This is a genomic window from Actinomadura luteofluorescens, from assembly GCF_013409365.1.
Classification (GTDB): Bacteria; Actinomycetota; Actinomycetes; order Streptosporangiales; family Streptosporangiaceae; genus Spirillospora; species Spirillospora luteofluorescens.
Genome location: NZ_JACCBA010000001.1, coordinates 8,180,202 through 8,199,718, shown reverse-complemented (window position 1 = coordinate 8,199,718; position 19,517 = coordinate 8,180,202). Strand labels below are relative to the sequence as shown.

Below are 19,517 nucleotides of genomic sequence, written 5' to 3'. Positions count from 1 at the left end.
AGGAGTTGATGTAATGATTTGCAGTATGACAGAGTCCGAGCCGGGCCGTACGCTGGCCGAGCGGCTGCGCGCCCTCGTCGGCACGCTGCCCCCCGCCGAGCAGAAGGTCGCCCGTACGCTGCTGGCGGGCTACCCGACCGTCGCGCTCGAACCCGTCGCGGCGCTCGCCCGGCGGGCCACGGTCAGCGCCCCGACCGTGCTGAGACTCGCTCAACGGCTGGGCTTCGCCGGTTACGCCGACCTCCAGACCGCGCTCAAGATCGAGCTACAGGACCGGCTGACCTCGCCGCTCACCCAGTACGACACCAGCTTCGACGAAGCCCCGGGCCCGCGCTCGCGCGACATGTTCAGCCGGGGGATACGCGAGACGTTCAGCCAACTGCCCGACGGGGAACTGGAGCGGGCGGCGGCGCTGCTCGCCGACGGCCGCCGGCCCGCGTGGACCATCGGGGGATACTTCAGCACGCTTCTCGCGCGCTATCTGGTCATGCACCTGCGGCAGTTGCGCCCGCGCGCCACCTACGTCTCCGGCGGCGTCCACGAGCACGCCGAATATCTGATCGACATCGGCCGGTCCGACACGGTCGTCGTGTTCGACTACCGGCGCTATCAGTCCGACACCGTCCGCTTCGCCGAGCAGGCCGCGGCTCGCGGCGCCAAGGTCGTGCTCTTCACCGATCCCTGGCTGTCCCCGGCGGCGGCGGTGGCCGATGTCGTGCTGCCCGCGACCGTCACCACGCCGTCGCCGTTCGACGCCCTGACCCCGGCGATGGCCCTGGTGGAGGCGCTCGTGGCCGCGATCGTCGACGAGATGGGCGAGGTGCCGCGCGAGCGGGTTTCGGAGTTCGACCAGCTTCTTACGGCCGACCGGGAGGTACGAGAACATTGACCAAGGACCTTGTCTGCGTCGCGACGAGCGATCTGGTGGCGGTCTGTCGCGGACGCACGTTCCCCGTCGAGGATCTGTCCGACCGGCTCACCACCGGGGTCGGCTGGGTGCCCGCCAACCTGGCGCTCACCGCCTTCGGTGAGATCGCCGACCCCAACCCGTTCGGCTCGGCGGGCGACCTGAGGCTGCGCCCCGACCCCGCGACCCGGGCCGAGATCGAGCCCGTGCTCGGCGGCGGCGCCCTCGCCCTCTACCTGGCCGACTCCGTGACCTGCGATGGAGAGCCGTGGGACTGCTGCGCCCGCACGACGCTCCGCAACGCGGTACGCGACTTCGAGGCGGCCACCGGATTGCGCCTGCTGGTGTCGTTCGAGCAGGAGTTCACCCTGGACGGCCACGAGCCGTACCCAGCATTCTCGATTCGTGGCCTGCGCGCGGCCGAACCTTTCGGTTCGACGCTAGTCGCGACGCTGGGAGCAGCCGGGCTCGAACCCGAGAACTGGCTGCCCGAGTACGGCACCAACCAGTACGAGGTCACCCTCCGGCCGGCACCGCCGGTGGCAGCCGCCGACCAGGCGATCCTGCTGCGCGAACTCGTCCGCGACGTCGCGGCCCGACACGGGCGACGCGCGTCGTTCACGCCGATGCCCGTCTCCGGGGGCACGGGCAACGGCGTGCACGTGCACGTGAGCCTCCTCCAGCCGGACGGGACACCCGCGACCCACGACCCGACCGGGCCGGGCGGGTTGTCCGCGCCCGCCGGGGCGTTCGCCGCCGGGATCCTCGACCACGCGCAGGCGCTGGTCGCGCTGACCGCGTCGAGCGTGATCTCCTACGACCGGCTACGGCCGCACAAGTGGAGCTCCGGCGGCGCCTTCCTCGGGCTGCGTCACCGCGAGGCGATGGTGCGGATCTGCTCGCCGGTGAACAGCGCCGCCGGCACCGCCAACCTCGAATACCGTGCCGCCGACGCCACCGCCAACCCCTGGCTGCTGCTCGCCGCGCTGATCCGGGCCGGCACCGCGGGCATCGCTGGCGGCCTCATCCCACCGGAGCCGGTCACAGGGGAGGTCGGCGAGCTCACCGAGCACGGCCGGGCCGCCGCCCGGTTCGCGCCACTTCCGGCGTCGCTGCCCGACGCGCTGCGCGCGCTCGCCGCGGACGAGACCGTACGCGGTTGGTTCCCACCGCGCCTGCTCGCCTGCTTCGAGGCCGTCAAGCACACCGAGCTGGCGCTGGCCGAGACCACCAAAGACGTCCACGAGGTGCTCGCGCATGTCTACTGACTCCCTGGTCATGGTCGACCACCACTGCCATGGACTCATCCGCACCGACCTGGGTCGCGAGGAGTTCGAGCAGCTCGCGACCGAGGCGACGACACCGCCGGCCCCGGGCACGAGCCACTTCGACAGTCCGGTCGGGCTCGCGATCCGGGCACACTGCGCGCCGGTCCTCGGATTGCCTCCGCACGCCGCGCCCGGCGGCTACCTCGCCCGCCGGAACGAACTCGGCTGCGCCGAGGTGGCCAGGCGGCTGCTCGCCGCGGCCGGGATCGACACGTTCCTCCTCGACTGCGGATTCCGGGCGGCCGACCTGCTCACCCCGGCGGAGATGGAGCGGATCGGCGACGTCAGCACCCGCGAGATCACCCGGTTGGAGGCCGTACTCGAGAGCACCGCCTGGGAGGGGGCTGCGCACCTGGCAGACGGCTTCGGCGCGACGCTCGCCGCCGAGTGCGCCGAGAGCCGCAGCGTCGGGCTGAAGTCCATCATCGCCTACCGCCACGGGCTGGACTTCGACCCGGCGCGGCCCGGCCGCCGGGAGGTGCTCGCCGCCGCGGACGCCTGGCTGCGCGCCGGCGGGCGGGTCGAGGACCCGGTGCTGCTCCGGCACGCGCTGTGGTGCGGGGTCGACCTCGGGCTGCCGCTGCAGTTCCACGTGGGCTACGGCGACCCCGACATCGTGCTGTACCGCAACGATCCGACGCTGATGACGGAGTTCATCCGGGCCGTCTCCGTACCGATCATGCTGTTGCACTGTTACCCCTACCACCGTGAGGCGGGGTATCTCGCGGCCGTGTACCCGCACGTCCACTTCGACGTGGGGCTCGCCGTCAGTTTCACCGGCCCCTCGGCGGAACGGGTGATCGCCGAGTCGATGGAGCTGGCGCCCTACACCAAGGTGCTGTTCAGCTCCGACGCCTTTGGCCTGCCCGAGCTGTACCTGCTCGGCTCCCTGCTCTTCCGCCGGGGACTGGCCGCGACACTCGCCCGATGGCAGGACGATGGGCACGTCGACGCCGCGGACGTCGCGCGGATCACATCCCTGGTCTGCGGAGGAAACGCGCTTCGGGTCTACGGGCTGGATGTCCATGGGTGACCTGGCCGGGCGCCTGTTCGCGGCGCTCGGCGAAGAGATCCCCCAGGCGGTCGAGCTGCGGCGCCGCCTGCACGCCAACCCCGAGCCCGGCGGCGCGGAACACGCGACGGCCGAACGGGTCGCCGCGTTCGTCCGCGAGCCCGGCGTCATAGTCGCCGAGACCGGCCGCCTGCTGCGGGTGGGGCCCGTCGGGCCCACGATCGCGGTACGCGCCGAACTCGACGCGTTGCCGATCAACGAGCGCACCGGGGTGCCGTGGGCCGCACGCGCCGGCTACATGCACGCCTGCGGCCACGACGTGCATCTCGCCGCGCTGGCCGCGCTGCTGCGGGCGGCCCGGAGTACCGGGCTGCCGGTACTCGGCATCCTGCAGCCGCGCGAGGAGGTGTACCCCTCCGGCGCCCTCGACGTCGCCCGTGACGCGGCGCTCGCGGCGCAGACCGTACGCGCCTACATCGCGGTCCACGTGCACCCCGGCATCCCCGACGGCACCGTCGCCGTGGACGCGGGGCCGATCAACGCCGCCGCCGACGAGTTCACAATCACGATCAAGGGGCACGGCGGGCACGGCGCCTATCCGCACCTCGCCGCCGACCCGGTGCTCGCGCTCTGCCAGTGCGTGACCGCGATCCAGCAGCTCGTCAGCAGGCACACCGATCCCACCCACGCCGCCGTGGTGACCGTGGGCGAGCTGTCCGCCGGGACCGCGCCCAACGTCATCCCGGAGGAGGTCCGGTCGCGCGGCACAATCCGAACCCTGCATCCGGACGACCGGGATCGGCTGCACAAGGACCTCATCCGTACGGTCGAGCACACGGCGGCGGCGCACGGGTGCGCCGGTGCCGTCGAGATGACGCCGGGCGAGCCGGTGCTGAACAACGACCCGGGTCTGAGCGCGGCCGTGCGGGAACGGCTGCACGCCCAGGCGATGCCGGTCAGCGCGCCACTGCGGTCCTGCGGCGCGGACGACTTCTCCTACTTCGGCGCACTGGCGCCCGCGGTGATGATGTTCGCGGGTGTGTCCTCAGCCGGCGCGGCGTTGCACCACGCGGAGTTCCTGCCTGCGGACGATGCGGTCGAGCTGACCGCCCGGGCCATGGCCGCCGGGGTGCTCGCCGCGCTGCCCCTCGTCGACGACGCCTGGCAATGATGTTGCGCAGCAGGTGCACGATGCAGACTCCCGCTGTCAACCTGGGGCTGTAGGTGGCTGCCTGGAATGGGGTTGGGTTCGGGCATGCCGACTGATCTTCCCCTGGTTTTCCGGTCACGTTTGTGAGGAGACGGCGGCCTGGAGTTGGTGGTGTTGTTCGAATTCTTGTGGTGACTTCCAGCCGAGGGCGGAGTGGCGCCGGGTGCGGTTGTGGAAGCCTTCGATGTATTCGAAGATCGCGTTGGCGAGTTCGAGGCGGGTGTTCCAGCGCCGCCGGTTGAGCAGTTCGGTCTGCATCCTGCCCCAGAACGCTTCGGCGACGGCGTTGTCGTAAGGGTCGCCGACGGTTCCCAGAGAGGGAAGCAGGCCGGCCTTTCGGGCGCGTTCGGTGAAGGCCCATGAGGTGAACTGGATGCCGTGGTCGCCGTGGATGACGGCGCCGGGAATCCGGCCGTTCTCGCTGCGGGAGTCGATGGCCATGCCCAGGGCGCTGGTAGCCAGGTCGGCCCGCTGGCGCGAGTCGATGGCCCAGCCGACGACCCGCCGGGAGAAGGCGTCGATCACCACGCAGCAGTAGAGCTTGCCCTCCCGGGTGGGATGTTCGGTGATGTCGGTGACTCACAGTAGATTCGGGCCGTCGCGATGGAAGTTGCGGTTGACCAGGTCAGTGACCACGGTCGATGCCGGAGCCCGTTTGGCGCGGCGCCGCAGCGGCAGCCCGGACAGGCCCTGGCGCCGCATCAGCATGGCCACGGTGTTGCACCCCACCGTGATCTGGTGGACCTGCACCAGCTCGGCGTGGACGCGGGGTGACCCGTAGGTCTGCCGCGAGGCTTGGTGGACGGTGCCGATCAGATCGGTGAGCCAGGCATGCCTGATCGCCCGCGCCGAGGGAGGCCGGGACCGGGCGTCGTAGTATCCCGAGCGGGAGACGCCCAGGGCCAGGCAGGACTGCTTGACCGGGACTCCCTCATCGGCGAGCTCGGTCACGAGCTCGAACCGCCGTTTTGGGGGCACCACCTCCTCGACCGCGGCCGCCGCCTTGCGCAGGATCTTGACCTCGTTCTCCAGCTCCTGAATCCGTTGGTTGGCCGCGGCCAGGGCCGCCGACTCCACCGCTCCGGCGCTGGGGGCTTTGAGTCCCCGCTCGATGAGATCGCGTGAACGCCACCGGTGCAGGCACGACTCGGCGATGCCGAGCGCCGCCGCGACATCGCGGACGTTCCGCCCGGATTCGAGAAGGTCCAGAGCCTTGCGTCGGAACTCGGGCGGATACGGCTTGGGCATGAGGCGGAGTCTCCTTCGCTATCACCAAGTCCGCAGTCTCTCAACAATCAAGTCCGAAAAACCAGGGGAAGATCAAGGTGTCCGTGGAACCGGGGGAAGCTCACGGCGCGTTCGCCTGAGAGCCCTGCGAATCGCGGCAGATGCCACCTTTTGAGCATGCCGTCGCGGTCCCGCTCCTCAGGCGGTGAGGCCACCGGAGCAAACCGGTGACACTCCGACCAGATGTGCTCTCATGCGCGATCTACGCCCCAGCAGCTTGGGCATTCCTGCGGCCGTCAGTCTGGCCCATACAAGTGCGCTATCCAGTGTTCGTTGCCCAATGCGGCCAAAAGAGTTTAAGGCAGGCTCTTGAGCCAACCTGAGCCGCGGGTCATTCTCCAGGCAGGGTGGATTCGCTGCTGTGGGAGGCGGGATCCTTCATGGCCGGAAGCCAACGCCGTGATCCGTTGCCCGGATACACGGTCGAGGACGCCGTCTCGAGTTTCGGGGCCGACGTCATGGAGAAGCTGAGCCGAGGCGGGGCCCCGGAAGATCAGCTTCGCGGACCCCTGGAGCTTCTGCTGAAGCGAGTAGCACTCAGGCTCGGACTTGACGCCGTGGCCTACGGCGAGGTGCTACTGAAGGACATCCGCGCTCGCCCGGACTATGCCGTTGATCTCGGTAACACCCGTGTGGGCTACCTGGAGGTCAAAGCCCCGAACCGGGGCGTGCCCTGCACCAAAGAGTGGCGTCCGAACAAACGTGAGCGAGAACAGTGGGAACGGCTCTGCGCCCTGCCCAACCTGATCTACACCGATGGCACAGCGTGGGCACATTACTCGTTCGGTGAATGCAAGAATCTCTTTCGTATTGACGGTGACCTCACCGATCCACGTAAACCTCTTCGTCTCTCCGGCGCCGGGTTCTCGGATCTCGTGCTTGATTTTCTGTGCTGGGAGCCTAAGCGGCTGACTTCACTACCCGAACTCATCCGGCGAGTCGCAGGTCTCTGCCGGCTACTGCGCGACGAAGTCGCGGCGATTCTGCGCGGTTCGCCCGATCATCGCGCCTACGAAGGACTCAGCCTGCTCGCCGAGGACTGGCGTGCCCTGCTCTTCCCCGGCTTGGACGACCTTGGCTTTGCCGACGCCTATGCCCAGACCATCGTCTTTGCGATGTTGCTGGCCCGACTGGACGGCATCGTCTTTCAAGGCACGCCGCTGCTGGAGATCGGCCGACAACTCAGCAAGAAACACCTCCTCATCGGGCGGGCCTTCCAGGTTTTGCTGGACAGCGCCGCCGTCGAGGAACTCCGCACGATCGACACCCTGCACCGCATCATCGGTGTAGTCGACTTCAACCGGCCCAAGGGTGTCCGGCCAAGCATCTACGTCGATCTCTATGAGAAGTTCCTTGCCGCCTACGATCCGAGCAGACGCAAAGAGAGCGGCAGCTACTACACACCCGAACCCGTGGCGCACGCCATGGTCGACTTCGTTGACCAGATCCTGCGCAGCCGGCTGGCAAGACCATGGGGCTTCGCCGATGACGACGTCGTCGTGGTCGATCCCGCGATGGGCACAGGGACCTTCCTGGTCGAGGTCGTCCAACGTGTCGCCGACACCATCGGCCAGGCCCAAGGAGACGGCGCACGCAACGAGCGCTTACGCGAACTGCTCTCCACCCGGCTGGTGGGCTTCGAGGTACAGGTCGCTCCCTACGCGATCACCGAGTTGCGCATCCATCAAGCCTTGTCCCGCTTCAGCACCGAGGTCCCCAGCGTGGAGACCCGCTTCCTGACCGACGCCCTTGAGAACCCTGCGGCACAGCAAGGGCGCATAGGCGGCGCCGCCACCTGGCCTCTGGAGCGCTCCCGCCAAGAGGCCAACCGCTTCAAACGCGAAGTGCCCGTCATGGTGGTGATCGGTAATCCACCCCACGTGGAGAACACCAAGGGGCAGGCACCATGGATCGAGCAGCCCCGCCGCTCCGGAACGGACGGCAACCGGACTCGCCCCTCCCTGGATGAGTTCCGCACTCCCGGCATGGGCAGGTACACGTCCGATCTACACGGCATGCCGTGGCTGTTCTGGCGCTGGGCCATCTGGAAGGCATTCGAGGCCCACGACGACCACAACCAGGGAGTCGTCGCCTTCATCGTTCCAGCGAGCCTCATCAGCAGCAGGGCGTTCGCCGGTGTCCGCCGTTACCTGCGGAGCATCTGCGACGAGGGCTGGGTCATCGAACTGTCACCTGAGGGCAACCGATCCAAAGCCGGAACACGAATCTTCGGCGCAGCGGTCAGTCGCCAACTCTGCATCGCCGTCTTCAGCCGCTCCAACGATCCCGCACCCACCAGGCCGGCCATCGTCCGGTATCTGGAACTTCACGGAAGCCGACAAGAGAAACTGACCCGGCTCGCCGCGCTCGGACCGGACGATCCGGAATGGCGGACCTGCAGAAAAGGCTGGGAAGCGCCCTTCCTCCCGGAAGCAACTCCCGAATGGTCGCAGTATCCAGCGCTCAGCGACATCATGCCGTGGCGATCACGCGGCGTAACCCCAGGTCGCTCATGGATCTACGCCCCCGATCCAGACACGCTCAAGACCCGCTGGCTCAAGCTAATCTCAGCTTCCGGCACCAGGCGTGTCCAACTATTCAAGGAGGGGCGCGACCGCAAGATTGACACTGCGCCCTGCCCTCTCCCTGGCTTTCCACCCGCCAGCGGATCACTCTCTGAAGAGACCGGCCCCTGCCCGGAACCGATCCCGGTCGCGTATCGCCCGTTTGACCGGCAGTGGATAATTCCCGACAGCCGCCTGATGGAGATGCCTCGGCCGCCGTTATGGGCCGTACGTTCAGACCACCAGATCTATGTGAACGAGCAGGATTCCCACAGCATCAAGAGCGGCCCAGGACTGTTATTCACCAACCACATTCCCGACCTGGATCACTTCAACGGTCGCGGCGGTGGCGTAAGGCCGCTCTACCGGAACGCCCATGACACCAGGGACACCTCAACCAACATCGCCCCCGGCCTGCTATCCATACTTTCGCAGAACTTGAAGACCACAGTCACACCCGGCGACCTGCTCTCCTATATGGCCGCCGTCACCGCTCACCGCGGCTACACCGAACGGTTCCGCGCAGACCTGAGGCTTCCTGGCGTCCGTGTACCTTTGACGACGGAACCCGCATTGTGGGCCGAGGCCGTCGATCTCGGGCGGCACCTATTGTGGCTGCACACCTTTGGCGAGCACCAGCATGATGGTGCCGCAAGCCGGCCCCGTGGACATCGAGCTCTCGCCCAGCATTTCGGCATCCATAACCCCGCGCCGATAAGTACGCTGCCCTCCCGCTCGGCCGCAGAGATCACTCACGACGCGACCTCCCTGACCTTACACATCGGCACTGGCAGCATCCGCCCCGTAACGCTAGACGTCTGGGAATACGACGTCGGGGGCATGCGAGTAATACGGCACTGGCTGAACTACCGGACCACCGAGTACCACGGCCGGTCCTCGCCCCTTGACCATGTCAGGCCGCAACGCTGGACAGCCGCGATGACCGACGAACTCCTCGCCCTCACTGCGGTTCTCACCGGGTGCGTGGCCCTAGAGGACCAGCAGAAGGACCTCCTTCAAAGGATTTGCACTCATCGAACAGTAAGCACGTCAAGACTCACCACAGCGGGAGTGCTTCCGCCTCCGATAACCGCTACAGCGGCACCACGAATGATCAGAGACCCACTTACTCAGCCCCTCCTCCAGCATATCGAGCAACAGGCGCCCGCAGATTAACCTGTTCGACGCTCGAGGCGGGACTGAGACTTTTTCAGCGGCCGTTCCGTGCGTGCTGATCACAGCATGATCGCGGACGATGTAGGCAGTGCCGGACGTCAAGAAGCCCTCGTAGGACGGTTGTTCGCTACCGTTGTCGCGTCAGGCCCTGACCTACGCCACCGGGGTGGTGCGGCCGCCACCGCTGGGCCACCGGCAGCAAGGACCGGTGCCGTCCCCCGGACATGCAGGCACGCGAAGCTCCGCAGACCCGGAGAACGCGCGAACGCCCAGCTCAAGTCATGGCGAATCCTGCGGAAGCTCCGCTGCCCCCACCGCACCGGACGTCTCGCCAAGGCCATCTACACATTGCAACTCTGCGAGACCGCATCACGCTGAAAAAGGCTCACTTTCGGATTGCCCGGGCCCATCCGAGACCTTCTATGGCGGGACTCTCGCTCCGCGGAGTTGCCGTCTCACCCGTCGGGGCACAGATCCCGGACCTTTGAGATCACGTCGCTAAGCCACGCTGGCGGATCCAAGACCGCCTCAACGGCGGCCTGCCGGTAGGTGGCCCAGTTCTTACCGTCCACTCCGCGCCCGTCGGTGATGAGCGATCGCCGTGCGTCCTCCCATTCGGGCCATTCGCTGCGCAGATACGTTTCCAGGTCCTCATGAGCGACCGCATAGGAGTCGTGTACCTTCGTCACCGGAAAGTCCTCTGGCACCCCGCCGAGGTAACCGACCAGCAGGCGGTTCTTGCGTTTGTTCTCCTCGAGCGTCTCCGCTTTGCAGTTGGCATCACCGTCGAAGACGGCGTAGCAGGGCACGCCCAACTCGGTAAGGACCGCATGCGCCAGCGCGATGTTGTCCTTACCGCCGACGTTGGCCACCACGACGCTGTGTCTCTTCAGCGGGTCCAAACGTTGACCACAACCTTCCCAAACACCCTTGTCGGTGCTGCCCTCCACCAGGAGTACGGCGTGACCGAAGAGCGCCTCGGGGAGGTTCAGGAGGTACATGTTCGTCAGCCGCCGGTCGATCTGGTCTCGGCCCAGCACTGTGTCGAGTCGGGCCGCAACGTCGTCGGCGGTTGTCGAATGGATCCGCACGGACGGGGCGCCTTGGGCGAACTCGCGTGTCATCCGGCGGATCTGCGCGAAGCCCTCGGTCTCCAGGAAATACGGACTGTGTGTCCCGTAGGCGATCTGGACCCCGTGGCCGGTGTCGGCGGCCAGCTTGCGTAGGACGGCCGCGAATGCGCGGGGCCTGTACCGGGTGCTGAAAGAGTTCCGGCTCCTCGATGGCGAGGAAGATCGTGCGATCGCTTGCCGTGACGGCGCTCTGAGCGAGGACACGCAGGGCGGTGACGAGCAGGGCGCGCTGGAAGCCGTGGCCCTGCTGGTCGATCCGGGTGCGCGCGGTGCCGTCCTGGATGGAGACCTGGAACTGCGCCTGCGGCAACAGCAGCTCGGGTACGAGCGAGTCGACCTGAACGCGCCGGCCCATGGTCAGCTGCTCGATCTCCGTGGTCAGCTGATCAGAGAGGGACTCCAGCTGCTTTCCGAAGTGCTTGCTCTGGATGCTCTCCCGGTTCGCGTTGACCAGTATTTGCAGCTCGGCCATCTCCTCCTCCGCCTCACTGCGGTCGATGGCCTGGTTCAGGATCCGCCCGATGACGGAGCCCTTGACATCCCGTCCCTCCTCGCTGGCCCGCAGATCGGCGCTGACGAATACGTAGTCGAACAGGCCGGTCATCTTGGCTTGGCCGGCGAATCCGAAGAAGTGAGTGTCGGAATCGAGTTCCGTCCCCTCAAGCCGCTCTGGGTGCTCGCGCTCCCACCTGGCCATCGCGTCGTCCAGTTCTTGCGCATTCTTGACGGGCGGCAGGCCCAGCCCGGGATCCTCGTCGCTCAGCGTTTTGTAACGCTTGCGGCGATCCATCGCACCCTTGATGGCCCTGATCTCGTCGAAGGGCGGGTAGGTGAGCGCGCGTCCCGACAGCTTGTCGGAACCGTCCTCCCAACGGCGCCACAGCCACACGGTCTGGACGTCACCGGCCGCGTACTTGCCCAGCGCGTTCCGGTCCGTGTCGGTGAGGTCGGAGAACTCCACCCCGACGCTGATCTGCTTCCGCTCTGCCCCGGCCCACACGTCGTCTTCGGTAAGCCCACGACCTCCCGGCGGGCCGTTGAAGAACCAGTCCAGCGCGCGCAGCACCGCGGACTTGCCCACCCCGTTCGGCCCGATGAAGGTCGTGATGTCGTCGAAGCGGATGTCCACGTCTCGCAGACACCGATAGTTCCTGATCGCCACCCGTTGTATCCGCACACACCAACCTCACTGCTCACAGGCGTCCCACCGCAACCCAATTCGGTGACTGACCGCAGTGCGCCGTTACAATTTGGCATGTAAACCGGAGGGAGTCGCCGGACGTCCGCGCGGCCCGACTGATAAGAGGTTCGGCCTGCTCGCCAGGCCGACTGCGGGCGTCGGCGGCGTGCTGGTTAACCCGGGCGATCGTGGAATCCACGCCCATCTGGGGTCAAGAGGGCGTGGCTTCAGATCTCGCCCGTCCCGACAAAACACCAGTTCAGAGCCCGCACCTCCACCACGGAGAACCGGCCTCTTGATCGTTTGTTTTGTAGACGAGCCAGTTGGTGGCGCTGGCCTCGACGGCCCAGGCCTGCAGGCGCGGGTCGTAGGCGATGCCGCACATCGGGCTGAGGTCCAGGATCATCCGGACGTCGTCGCCGCACGATGCTCTCGGGTTCAGCGTGGCTTCGTCGATGTAGATCAGGGACGCGGTGGCGCCGTGGATGCGGCCCTCGGCGCGGACGTCGCTCGCGCCGCCCATGTGCATGGTCCGCCGAAAGATCGTGACCACGTTCGAGCCGCGGGTGTGCTCGACGTACGTCACGAGCGGCCCGAACGGCCCGAACGGCCCGAGGGGCTGCATCAACACCTCGATGATGTTCCGCTCCACCGTCTGGAGCGTCCGGCCGACGCAGAAGATCAGCCGTTCTCTGGAGCCTGCGCCACCGCGATGAGGAACGCGACGAGGCTGTCGGTGGTCTTCCCGCTGGAGACCGCACCCTCCCACAGCGAGATTTCACCCGCTCGGACTCGACGATCGAGCGGATTTGCCTGCGGGACATCACGCTTATGACCAACTCCAGGGCGACAGTCGGGGGCACGACCACCCCTCAGCCACGCCACCGCCAGCCGCAACCGCAGCGAGCCGGCGGGTACGGGACACGCCTGCGGCCATAGGGCGGACGCTGCCAAGCTGAAGGTGCGAGAGAATATCTGTTGTGGCCATCTATTGACCGGTCGCCGTGGCCTGGACGACCGCCCTCCCTAGGGAAGGGCGCCGCCCCGGTTCGACGGTGAAGAGGCCTAGTTCAACGTCTCTCGAAATCACAAGCAGTGCCATGATCTCCTTGGTCGCGGCTCTCGCCATCAGGGGCTGGTTCCTACTCCTGATCGCCCTCAGCGTGGTCGTCGTGTTGTTCGGCGTGCTGCTGCCGGCTGTGTGGTCGTCTAAGCCGTCCAGGCGCCAAGCCGCGCGGACGGTGCTTGAGGCTGCGCTCCAGTGGAGCCTCGACCTGCTGGTACGAGTGGAAGACGAGGCCGACACTGATGCCCTCTTCCCCGCCTCCGCGCGCCACCGCATCGTGGATGCAACTGAGTCTTCGAGCACAGACCGCAACGCCTGATCAAGTACACGCTTCAGCTATGAGCCTGTACATCACAACCGTTGGCACAGCCATCACCACGCTGCTCGGGGTCTTCGTTGGTGGCGCGATCACGCATCGCTCGCAGCAGCAACGCTGGTCGCGCGACCGGCAAGCGGAAGCATGCGCCCTTATCCTGCGCGAATCGTCGAGCGTCCTCATCGAGCTGGGCAAGCTGGACGCCCGCGACCTGCCTGTGCTTGACGACGGAGTGCGCGTCCCCACGCCGATCGATTAGCGGCCTTGGAACGAGGCATTGGGAACGGTCGTGCTGACCGCTGACTACGAGATCGTCAAGGCTGCGCAGGAGATCGACGCAGCTTTCTGGCCTGTCGGACTTCAGATCGCCCGCGGCTGGACGGCAGACGGCGAATGGTTCGAGCTTCGCGCCGGGATCGAGGCGAAGCGGCAGGACTTCGTCAACGTCGCGCGAACGCGCCTCGCTCCGGCAGGACCGCCGCTGCGTCGGCTCACTGGGCGCCCCAGCGACGATGACTGCATCTGGGAGCTTCGCCGCTCCTACTTCTCGCCCAGCGGCTCAGCCGAGCAGCAAGCCTGACGCCGACTCGCCGTGTTTCCGCAGTTCGCGTGGATGCCACCTGCAGAAACACGGCACTCCGCCGTCACTCTGGCGAGGGCGCCTCGTGGTCGGCGTTCTGTGGCTCCTGGGACTCGATCGCGTCGTAGGCGAGACCGAGCGTTGACGCCTTCTGGTCGCGGGTCGGCGGGAGCTTGGTCGCGACGAGCTCGGTACCGAGTGGTCGGGTGACGATCTGGGGTAGAGCGACCAGGCTTGTTCCCGGAATCGTTGGGCGTCGCAGTACAGGTCGACGAGAAGCTTGGCGCGGGCGACCTGCGCGTCGAACTTGCGGTCCTCCGATCCTGCCAGCGGCACGGGCAACTCACCCCGGTCGACGAAGTCGTAGGAGGGTGAGTCAGAAGGCGCCAGTGACCGTGGCAGCCCAGATGGTTGACGTTGATCGATCCCTGATGGGTGTTCATTCAGCAAGCCAGCCAACTCCCTTACATCGTAGATCAATTATAGGCTCTACGTCAGATGCATCTCACTCTAAGTTAAAGAAAAAGTACTGATCGTGATAGTATGGAGCGCAAACATGCTCAAAGGAGGTGACTAGTGGCAGTCCGAGAGAGGTGCCCACGCCTGCCAATGTGCGGGCGAAGCCCTTCACGATGCGCCTGGCTGGGCGCAGGTGAAGGCCCAGGCGCCTCAGGGCCAGGGGCCCACAGAGGCGATCGCGAACTACAGGTAGGAGGAGGAATGCAGTGGCAAAGATCCTGATCGGTAAGTACGAAGGGTCGATCTACGAGGAAGGAGATGGCTGGACGGGTGCCATCTCGCTCGGCTTCGCTTCGAGCGGTAAGCGCAAGCGGCTCAAGAGGAAGGGGAAGACCAAGACCGAGGTCCGGGACAAGCTCGTCAGTGCCGTCAAGGAGCTGGAGGCCGGCATCAAGAGCACCGCGTACTACACGGTCGGCGACGCGGTCGACGACTGGTTGTCCAAGGGGCTCAAGGGACGTGACGCCCAAACGGTCACCACCAACCGCATCCTCGCCGAGAAGCACGTCATCCCCTATCTCGGCAGGGCCAAGCTCACCGAGCTCCGCGCCGACGACGTGGACGAGTGGCTCGACGGACTCACTGGCAGGCTGTCAACGCGGTCCCTGCAAGGAGTCCACTCGATCCTCAAGCGCTCGATCCGGCATGCGCAGGCCCGAGACAAGATCGCACGCAACGTGGCGGAACTCGTCACGACGCCTCGCGGGAGGGCCGGGCGGCCGAGCAAGGCGCTCACGCTCGCCCAGGCCAACGCCGTCCTGGAACAGGCCGAGTCGTCCCCGCTGCACGCCTACGTGGTGCTCAGCCTGATGGTCGGCATCCGCACCGAAGAGGCACGTGCTCTGCAGTGGGCGCACGTCATCGCCTGGGACGAGGGGAAAGAAAGGTTCCGGTCGGTGAGCGAAGCCGGCTTCGATCACACCAGGTTCGCCCTGTACGTGTGGCGCTCCGTGCGGGTCCACGGCGACACCAAGACCAAGAAGTCTCGCCGCACGCTTGAGCTCCCCGGACAGGCGGCGGACGCCCTGCGCAGGCACCATGCGCGCCAGGCCGTTCAGCGCCTGAAGGCGGGTGAGGTCTGGCAGGACACTGGTCTGGTGTTCTGCACGAGGACCGGGACGGCCCTGGCCGCCGGGAACGTGCGGCGCAGCTTCCGGCTGATCACGTCGCGGGCCGGGATCGGTGACGAGTGGACTCCTCGCGAGCTCCGCCACTCGTTCGTCTCGATCATGAGTGACAGCGGGGTGCCGTTGGAGACGATCGCCGACCTGGTCGGGCACGCCGGAACGGCAGTCACCGAGAAGGTCTACCGGCACCAGCTGAGGCCGGTCATCACCAAGGGCGCCGAGACCATGAACACGGTCTTCGGTCAGAGCAAGTCCGCGTAAGTCTGGGAGCGGTGGCTCCCCGTTTGGCTCCCGGAGGGGCCTCAAGATCGAAAAAGGTCTCGGAATGATCTCCGAGACCTAGTCTGACCTGCTACAACGGGGTGGGCGATACTGGGTTCGAACCAGTGGCCTCTTCGGTGTGAACGAAGCGCTCTCCCACTGAGCTAATCGCCCCTGCGGAACGTGCGTTCCGACGTCGGAAACTTTAGCGCATGTCGGGGGGTGGTCGCGCGCTGGTTTCGGGCTCGCGGCGGGTTGGGGGACGGGCGGGAGTTGATTGGTTACGCTTGGTGACTGGTCAGGTCCAGAAGGTGGGGTCTTCGATGTTCCAGGGCAGCGTCGTGCCGTAGACGACCAGGTAGGCGGTCAGGGCTGCGGCGAGGGCGGCGGCCGTGAGGGCGCCGAGGATGGTGTTGCGGCGGCGGGTACGGGGGTCGAGGGCTTTTTCCTTGGCGCGGTCGGCGGCGGTTCTGGCGCGGTGGAGGGCGCGCTGGGCCCAGGCGAACTCGGTGGCGAGGATGGCCAGGCCGATGACGATGCCGAGGAGGCCGGGGCCGGGGGTCACCATCATGATCAGGCCGCCGGTGAGGACGGCGGCGCCGGTGAGGAAGACGCCGGCGCGCCAGGCGGTGTTGAGGAGGGGGTTGCGCCGGATCCGGGCGCGGAAGCGGTGCGAGAGGCGCGGCTCCGGTGGTGGAGCGTCCTTTTCATGATTTATTGCCACCGTTTTACCCTAAGGCAGCGGATGGGCCCTCGGGGGGCGGGGGGAGCGTGCGGATCGGGCTGCGGGGCAGGGCGGGCGGGGCGAAGGAAAGTTGCGAATGATCCGCTTTTGCCCAGGTCAGACGCGGGTTTTGCTATGGTGAGATGGATCACAAACGCCGGGGACGCCGGAATGTTCGGCCGAGTTCAGGCAGTTAGGCGTCATAGATCGCGGGGATGTCGGTGAGAAGGAGTACCGCCACCGGAGCACCCCGTGAGCCAGCGGGACCGACGTAAGAGGGAATGGCCATGAACAGCAGTACCACCGTCTCAGCAGAGCTGGGCCTTCGTCTCGTCGTCCCCGACCGCACGACCGTCCCTCTGCTGGCCGGGCTGGAGTACGCGGCCGACGACCCGTACGCGATCCGGATGGCCTTCTACGTGGGCGACGACGAGCCGGTCGAGTGGATCTTCGCTCGGGAGCTGCTCACCGTCGGCATCGTGCGCAAGGTCGGGGACGGGGACGTCGAGGTCTGGCCGGGCGAGGACGACGGCACGCTCAACATCGCACTGTCCTCCCCGTTCGGGGACGCGCTGTTCGAGGTGCCGCTCTCGCCTCTCGCCGACTTCCTCCACCGGACGTACCAGGCGGTGCCCGCGGGTGAGGAGAGCGAGTTCATCGACATCGACGCCGAGCTGGAGAACCTGCTCTGGCCGTCCTAGCCGGACAGCCGCGCGATGTGGCGCATCTTGTTCATCGCGTCCAGGGCGGCGACCTTGTAGGACTCGGCGAGGGTGGGGTAGTTGAAGACGGCGTTGACCAGGTAGTCGATGGTGCCGCCGCAGCCCATGACGGTCTGGCCGATGTGGACGAGCTCGGTGGCACCGGTGCCGAAGACGTGGACGCCGAGGAGCCTGCGGTCCTCGGGTGAGACGAGGAGTTTCAGCATCCCGTAGGAGTCCCCGATGATCTGGCCGCGGGCGAGCTCGCGGTAGCGGGAGACGCCCACCTCGAAGGGGACCTTGGCCTCGGTCAGGGCGTCCTCGGTGCGGCCGACGAAGCTGATCTCGGGGATGGTGTAGATGCCGATGGGCTGGGTCTCGTGGATCTGCGAGACCGGTTCGTCGCAGGCGTGGTGGGCGGCGAGGCGGCCCTGTTCCATCGAGGTGGCCGCGAGCGAGGGGAACCCGATCACGTCCCCGACCGCGTAGATGTGCGGGACCTCGGTGCGGTAGTGCCCGTCGACCTTGATCCGGCCGCGGTGGTCGGCGGTGAGGCCCGCGGCCTCCAGGCACAGGTCGCCGGTCATGCCGTGGCGTCCGGCGGAGTACATGACGGTGTCGGCGGGGATCCGTTTGCCGCTCTCCAGGACGGTGATCGCGCCGTGCGCCATCCGCTCGACGGACGCGACGCTCTCGCGGAACCGGAAGGTGACGGCCAGGTCGCGCAGGTGGTACTTGAGCGCCTCGACGATCTCCAGGTCGCAGAAGTCGAGCATGCGGTCGCGCCGCTCGACGACGGTGACCTTGGTGCCGAGCGCGGCGAACATCGAGGCGTACTCGATGCCGATCACGCCGGCGCCGACGACGACCATGGTCTCGGGGATGCGGTCCATGTGGATGATGCCGTCGGAGTCGATGATCGTGCGGTCGTCGAAGTCGACGGTGTCGGGCCGTGCGGGGCGGGTGCCCGTGGCGATCACGATGCGGTCGGCGGTGACCTTCTGCTCGCGGTCGCCGGTCCCGCTGACGGCGACCGTGTCGGGCTCCAGGAAGCGGCCGGTGCCGGGCAGAACGGTCACGCGGTTGCGGGCGAGCTGGCTGCGGACGACGTCGGTCTCGCGGCCGATGACGTGCTGGGTGCGCATCCCGAGGTCGGCGACGGTGATCTCTTCCTTGACCCGGTAGCTCTGCCCGTACAGCTCGCGCTGGTTGAGCCCGGTCAGGTAGAGGACGGCCTCGCGGAGCGTCTTGGACGGGATCGTGCCGGTGTTGATGCAGACGCCGCCCAACATGTCGCGGCGGTCGACGATGCCGACCCTGCGGCCGAGCTTGGCGGCGGCGATGGCCGCGCGCTGGCCGCCGGGCCCCGAGCCGAGGACGAGGAGATCGAAGTCGCTCACTCCCCCAGTCTGACCGCCCGCCGTCCATCCGATAAGGGCTTTCCGGGACGATTCATGATCTGACGGGCCGGTCCCGATCCGGGTCCAGACCGCTGAGGCGTTCGCACTCCGACCACACCGCCTGCTGCGCTTGCGTGTCAAGCGCTCCTGACGGCCAGGCTGCGCGGCACGCCCGGGCGTTGACGTACACGCCGGTCACGCCCTCCATCTCCGGACTCGACGCCAGGTGGACGCTGGAATGCGAGGCCTTGCCCATGTCCGACAGCAGGAGCGGCCCCAGCAGCCTGATCAGCGGGGCGGCGGGCCGGTAGAGGTAGGGGAAGGCGCGCATGGGTGTGGCCTGGTTCCCGGGCGTGTAGGCGTGGCCCGGGTAGGCCACGTTCACGGTCACCTCCCCGTCCTCCAGCCGGGAGGCGAACCGGTGGCTCATCGCCATGAGCGCTGTCTTGGCCTGGTTGTAGTGCGCGAACGTCCAGCCGAGGTACTTCTTCTCGCCCTGGAGGTTGCCGGGATCGATCGTCCCGTCGGGCATGCCGCCCGTCAGGTTGACCACGCGCGCCTTGCCGGCCGCGCGCAGCAGCGGCAGCAGCAGGCAGGTGAGGGCGTACGGCGCGAGGACGTTCACGGCGAACGTGGCCTCGACGCCGTCCCGGGTGAGCCGCCGTTCGGCGTTCATGCCCCCGGCGTTGTTGACCAGCACGTCGAGGCGGTCGTAACGCTCGGTGACCTGCTCGGCGAGACGGCGCTGGCCGGCCATGTCGGACAGGTCCGCGGTCAGCGCCACGACTCTGCCGGCGGCCTCCCGTGACAGTTCGCCGGCGGCGGCCCTCGCGCGTTCGGGGTTCCGTCCGACGAGGATCACGTCGGCGCCCATCAGGGCCAGCCTCCGAGCGGTCTCCCGGCCGATCCCCGCAGTACTGCCGGTCACCAGGGCGGTCTTGCCATGCATGGCCTTCTCCTCGCATCTCTGACGGACACAGCATATGTCACCGAGTGCCATGTTTAGCGTTGAGTGCCATAATCTAT

The 19,517-nt window shown here is 67.2% G+C and carries 16 protein-coding genes, 1 tRNA gene and 2 pseudogenes; 11 read left to right on the top strand and 8 right to left on the bottom strand.

Translation table 11 applies throughout. The features are described from left to right. The first annotated feature begins 25 nt into the window (after positions 1–25). The 4 genes from BJY14_RS37805 to BJY14_RS37790 are packed head-to-tail and all read left to right on the top strand — an operon-like array spanning position 26 to position 4,418. Positions 26–889 (top strand): MurR/RpiR family transcriptional regulator, encoded by an 864-nt coding sequence (locus BJY14_RS37805; protein ID WP_179847984.1) that lies wholly within the window; start codon positions 26–28, stop codon positions 887–889. Continuing rightward, positions 886–2,175: a glutamine synthetase family protein gene (locus tag BJY14_RS37800; RefSeq protein WP_179847983.1), complete on the top strand. Its 1,290-nt coding sequence runs from the start codon at positions 886–888 to the stop codon at positions 2,173–2,175. The genes BJY14_RS37805 and BJY14_RS37800 overlap by 4 nt, the downstream gene beginning before the upstream one ends. Continuing rightward, positions 2,165–3,268: an amidohydrolase family protein gene (locus BJY14_RS37795; protein ID WP_218905768.1), complete on the top strand. Its 1,104-nt coding sequence runs from the start codon at positions 2,165–2,167 to the stop codon at positions 3,266–3,268. Before BJY14_RS37800 ends, BJY14_RS37795 begins: the two co-directional genes overlap by 11 nt. Next, complete coding sequence (locus BJY14_RS37790; protein WP_179847982.1) at positions 3,261–4,418, top strand: M20 metallopeptidase family protein; 1,158 nt, start codon at positions 3,261–3,263, stop codon at positions 4,416–4,418. The genes BJY14_RS37795 and BJY14_RS37790 overlap by 8 nt, the downstream gene beginning before the upstream one ends. 114 nt (positions 4,419–4,532) lie before the next feature. Here the strand turns inward: BJY14_RS37790 and BJY14_RS37785 are convergent. Next, positions 4,533–5,705, bottom strand: a pseudogene (locus BJY14_RS37785) (IS3 family transposase). A 386-nt stretch (positions 5,706–6,091) separates the two neighbouring features. Between BJY14_RS37785 and BJY14_RS37780 the strand changes: the two are divergent. After that, a complete protein-coding gene (locus BJY14_RS37780; protein ID WP_179847981.1) occupies positions 6,092–9,484 on the top strand; it encodes a type ISP restriction/modification enzyme in 3,393 nt (1,130 codons plus the stop codon). Between the two features lie 231 nt (positions 9,485–9,715). Beyond that, positions 9,716–9,862, top strand: a pseudogene (locus BJY14_RS37775) (IS5/IS1182 family transposase); the annotation flags it as partial. Between the two features lie 77 nt (positions 9,863–9,939). Here BJY14_RS37775 and BJY14_RS37770 read toward each other — a convergent pair. The 3 genes from BJY14_RS37770 to BJY14_RS37760 form a co-directional block, all read right to left on the bottom strand. Then, positions 9,940–10,434: a TOPRIM nucleotidyl transferase/hydrolase domain-containing protein gene (locus BJY14_RS37770; protein ID WP_312879619.1), complete on the bottom strand. Its 495-nt coding sequence runs from the start codon at positions 10,432–10,434 to the stop codon at positions 9,940–9,942. Then, entirely contained in the window at positions 10,337–11,779 is a 1,443-nt protein-coding gene (locus tag BJY14_RS37765; protein WP_312879618.1) for an AAA family ATPase, read from the bottom strand. Before BJY14_RS37765 ends, BJY14_RS37770 begins: the two co-directional genes overlap by 98 nt. A 277-nt stretch (positions 11,780–12,056) precedes the next feature. Then, positions 12,057–12,449 (bottom strand): hypothetical protein, encoded by a 393-nt coding sequence (locus tag BJY14_RS37760; protein WP_179841663.1) that lies wholly within the window; start codon positions 12,447–12,449, stop codon positions 12,057–12,059. Between the two features lie 448 nt (positions 12,450–12,897). Between BJY14_RS37760 and BJY14_RS37755 the strand changes: the two genes are divergently transcribed. The 4 genes from BJY14_RS37755 (at position 12,898) to BJY14_RS37740 (ending at position 15,666) form a co-directional block, all read left to right on the top strand. After that, positions 12,898–13,182, top strand: a complete 285-nt coding sequence (locus tag BJY14_RS37755; protein WP_179847978.1) for a hypothetical protein — start codon at positions 12,898–12,900, stop codon at positions 13,180–13,182. Positions 13,183–13,201: 19 nt separating this feature from the next. Further along, positions 13,202–13,438: a hypothetical protein gene (locus BJY14_RS37750; protein ID WP_179847977.1), complete on the top strand. Its 237-nt coding sequence runs from the start codon at positions 13,202–13,204 to the stop codon at positions 13,436–13,438. A gap of 30 nt (positions 13,439–13,468) precedes the next feature. Beyond that, positions 13,469–13,759: a hypothetical protein gene (locus BJY14_RS37745; protein WP_179847976.1), complete on the top strand. Its 291-nt coding sequence runs from the start codon at positions 13,469–13,471 to the stop codon at positions 13,757–13,759. Between the two features lie 725 nt (positions 13,760–14,484). Continuing rightward, positions 14,485–15,666 carry a site-specific integrase gene (locus BJY14_RS37740; RefSeq protein WP_179847975.1) on the top strand — a complete coding sequence of 394 codons (1,182 nt, stop codon included), beginning with the start codon at positions 14,485–14,487 and terminating at the stop codon, positions 15,664–15,666. 102 nt (positions 15,667–15,768) lie between these two features. On the opposite strand, the gene BJY14_RS37735 is transcribed toward BJY14_RS37740, so the two are convergent. Continuing rightward, positions 15,769–15,840: transfer RNA gene (locus BJY14_RS37735), tRNA-Val, on the bottom strand. Positions 15,841–15,964: 124 nt separating this feature from the next. Next, the gene (locus tag BJY14_RS37730) at positions 15,965–16,390 is read right to left on the bottom strand and encodes a TIGR02611 family protein (protein ID WP_179847974.1); all 426 of its coding nucleotides are present in this window, start codon (positions 16,388–16,390) and stop codon (positions 15,965–15,967) included. Between the two features lie 287 nt (positions 16,391–16,677). Here BJY14_RS37730 and BJY14_RS37725 point away from each other — a divergent pair, with 287 nt between their 5' ends. Beyond that, positions 16,678–17,091, top strand: a complete 414-nt coding sequence (locus BJY14_RS37725) for an SsgA family sporulation/cell division regulator (protein WP_089312133.1) — start codon at positions 16,678–16,680, stop codon at positions 17,089–17,091. Here the strand turns inward: BJY14_RS37725 and sthA are convergent. Together sthA and BJY14_RS37715 are read right to left on the bottom strand one after the other, a co-directional pair. Next, positions 17,088–18,491, bottom strand: a complete 1,404-nt coding sequence (gene sthA / locus BJY14_RS37720) for a Si-specific NAD(P)(+) transhydrogenase (RefSeq protein WP_179847973.1) — start codon at positions 18,489–18,491, stop codon at positions 17,088–17,090. The genes BJY14_RS37725 and sthA overlap by 4 nt on opposite strands. 52 nt (positions 18,492–18,543) lie before the next feature. Next, a complete protein-coding gene (locus BJY14_RS37715) occupies positions 18,544–19,440 on the bottom strand; it encodes an SDR family NAD(P)-dependent oxidoreductase (RefSeq protein ID WP_179847972.1) in 897 nt (298 codons plus the stop codon). Positions 19,441–19,517: the final 77 nt, after the last annotated feature.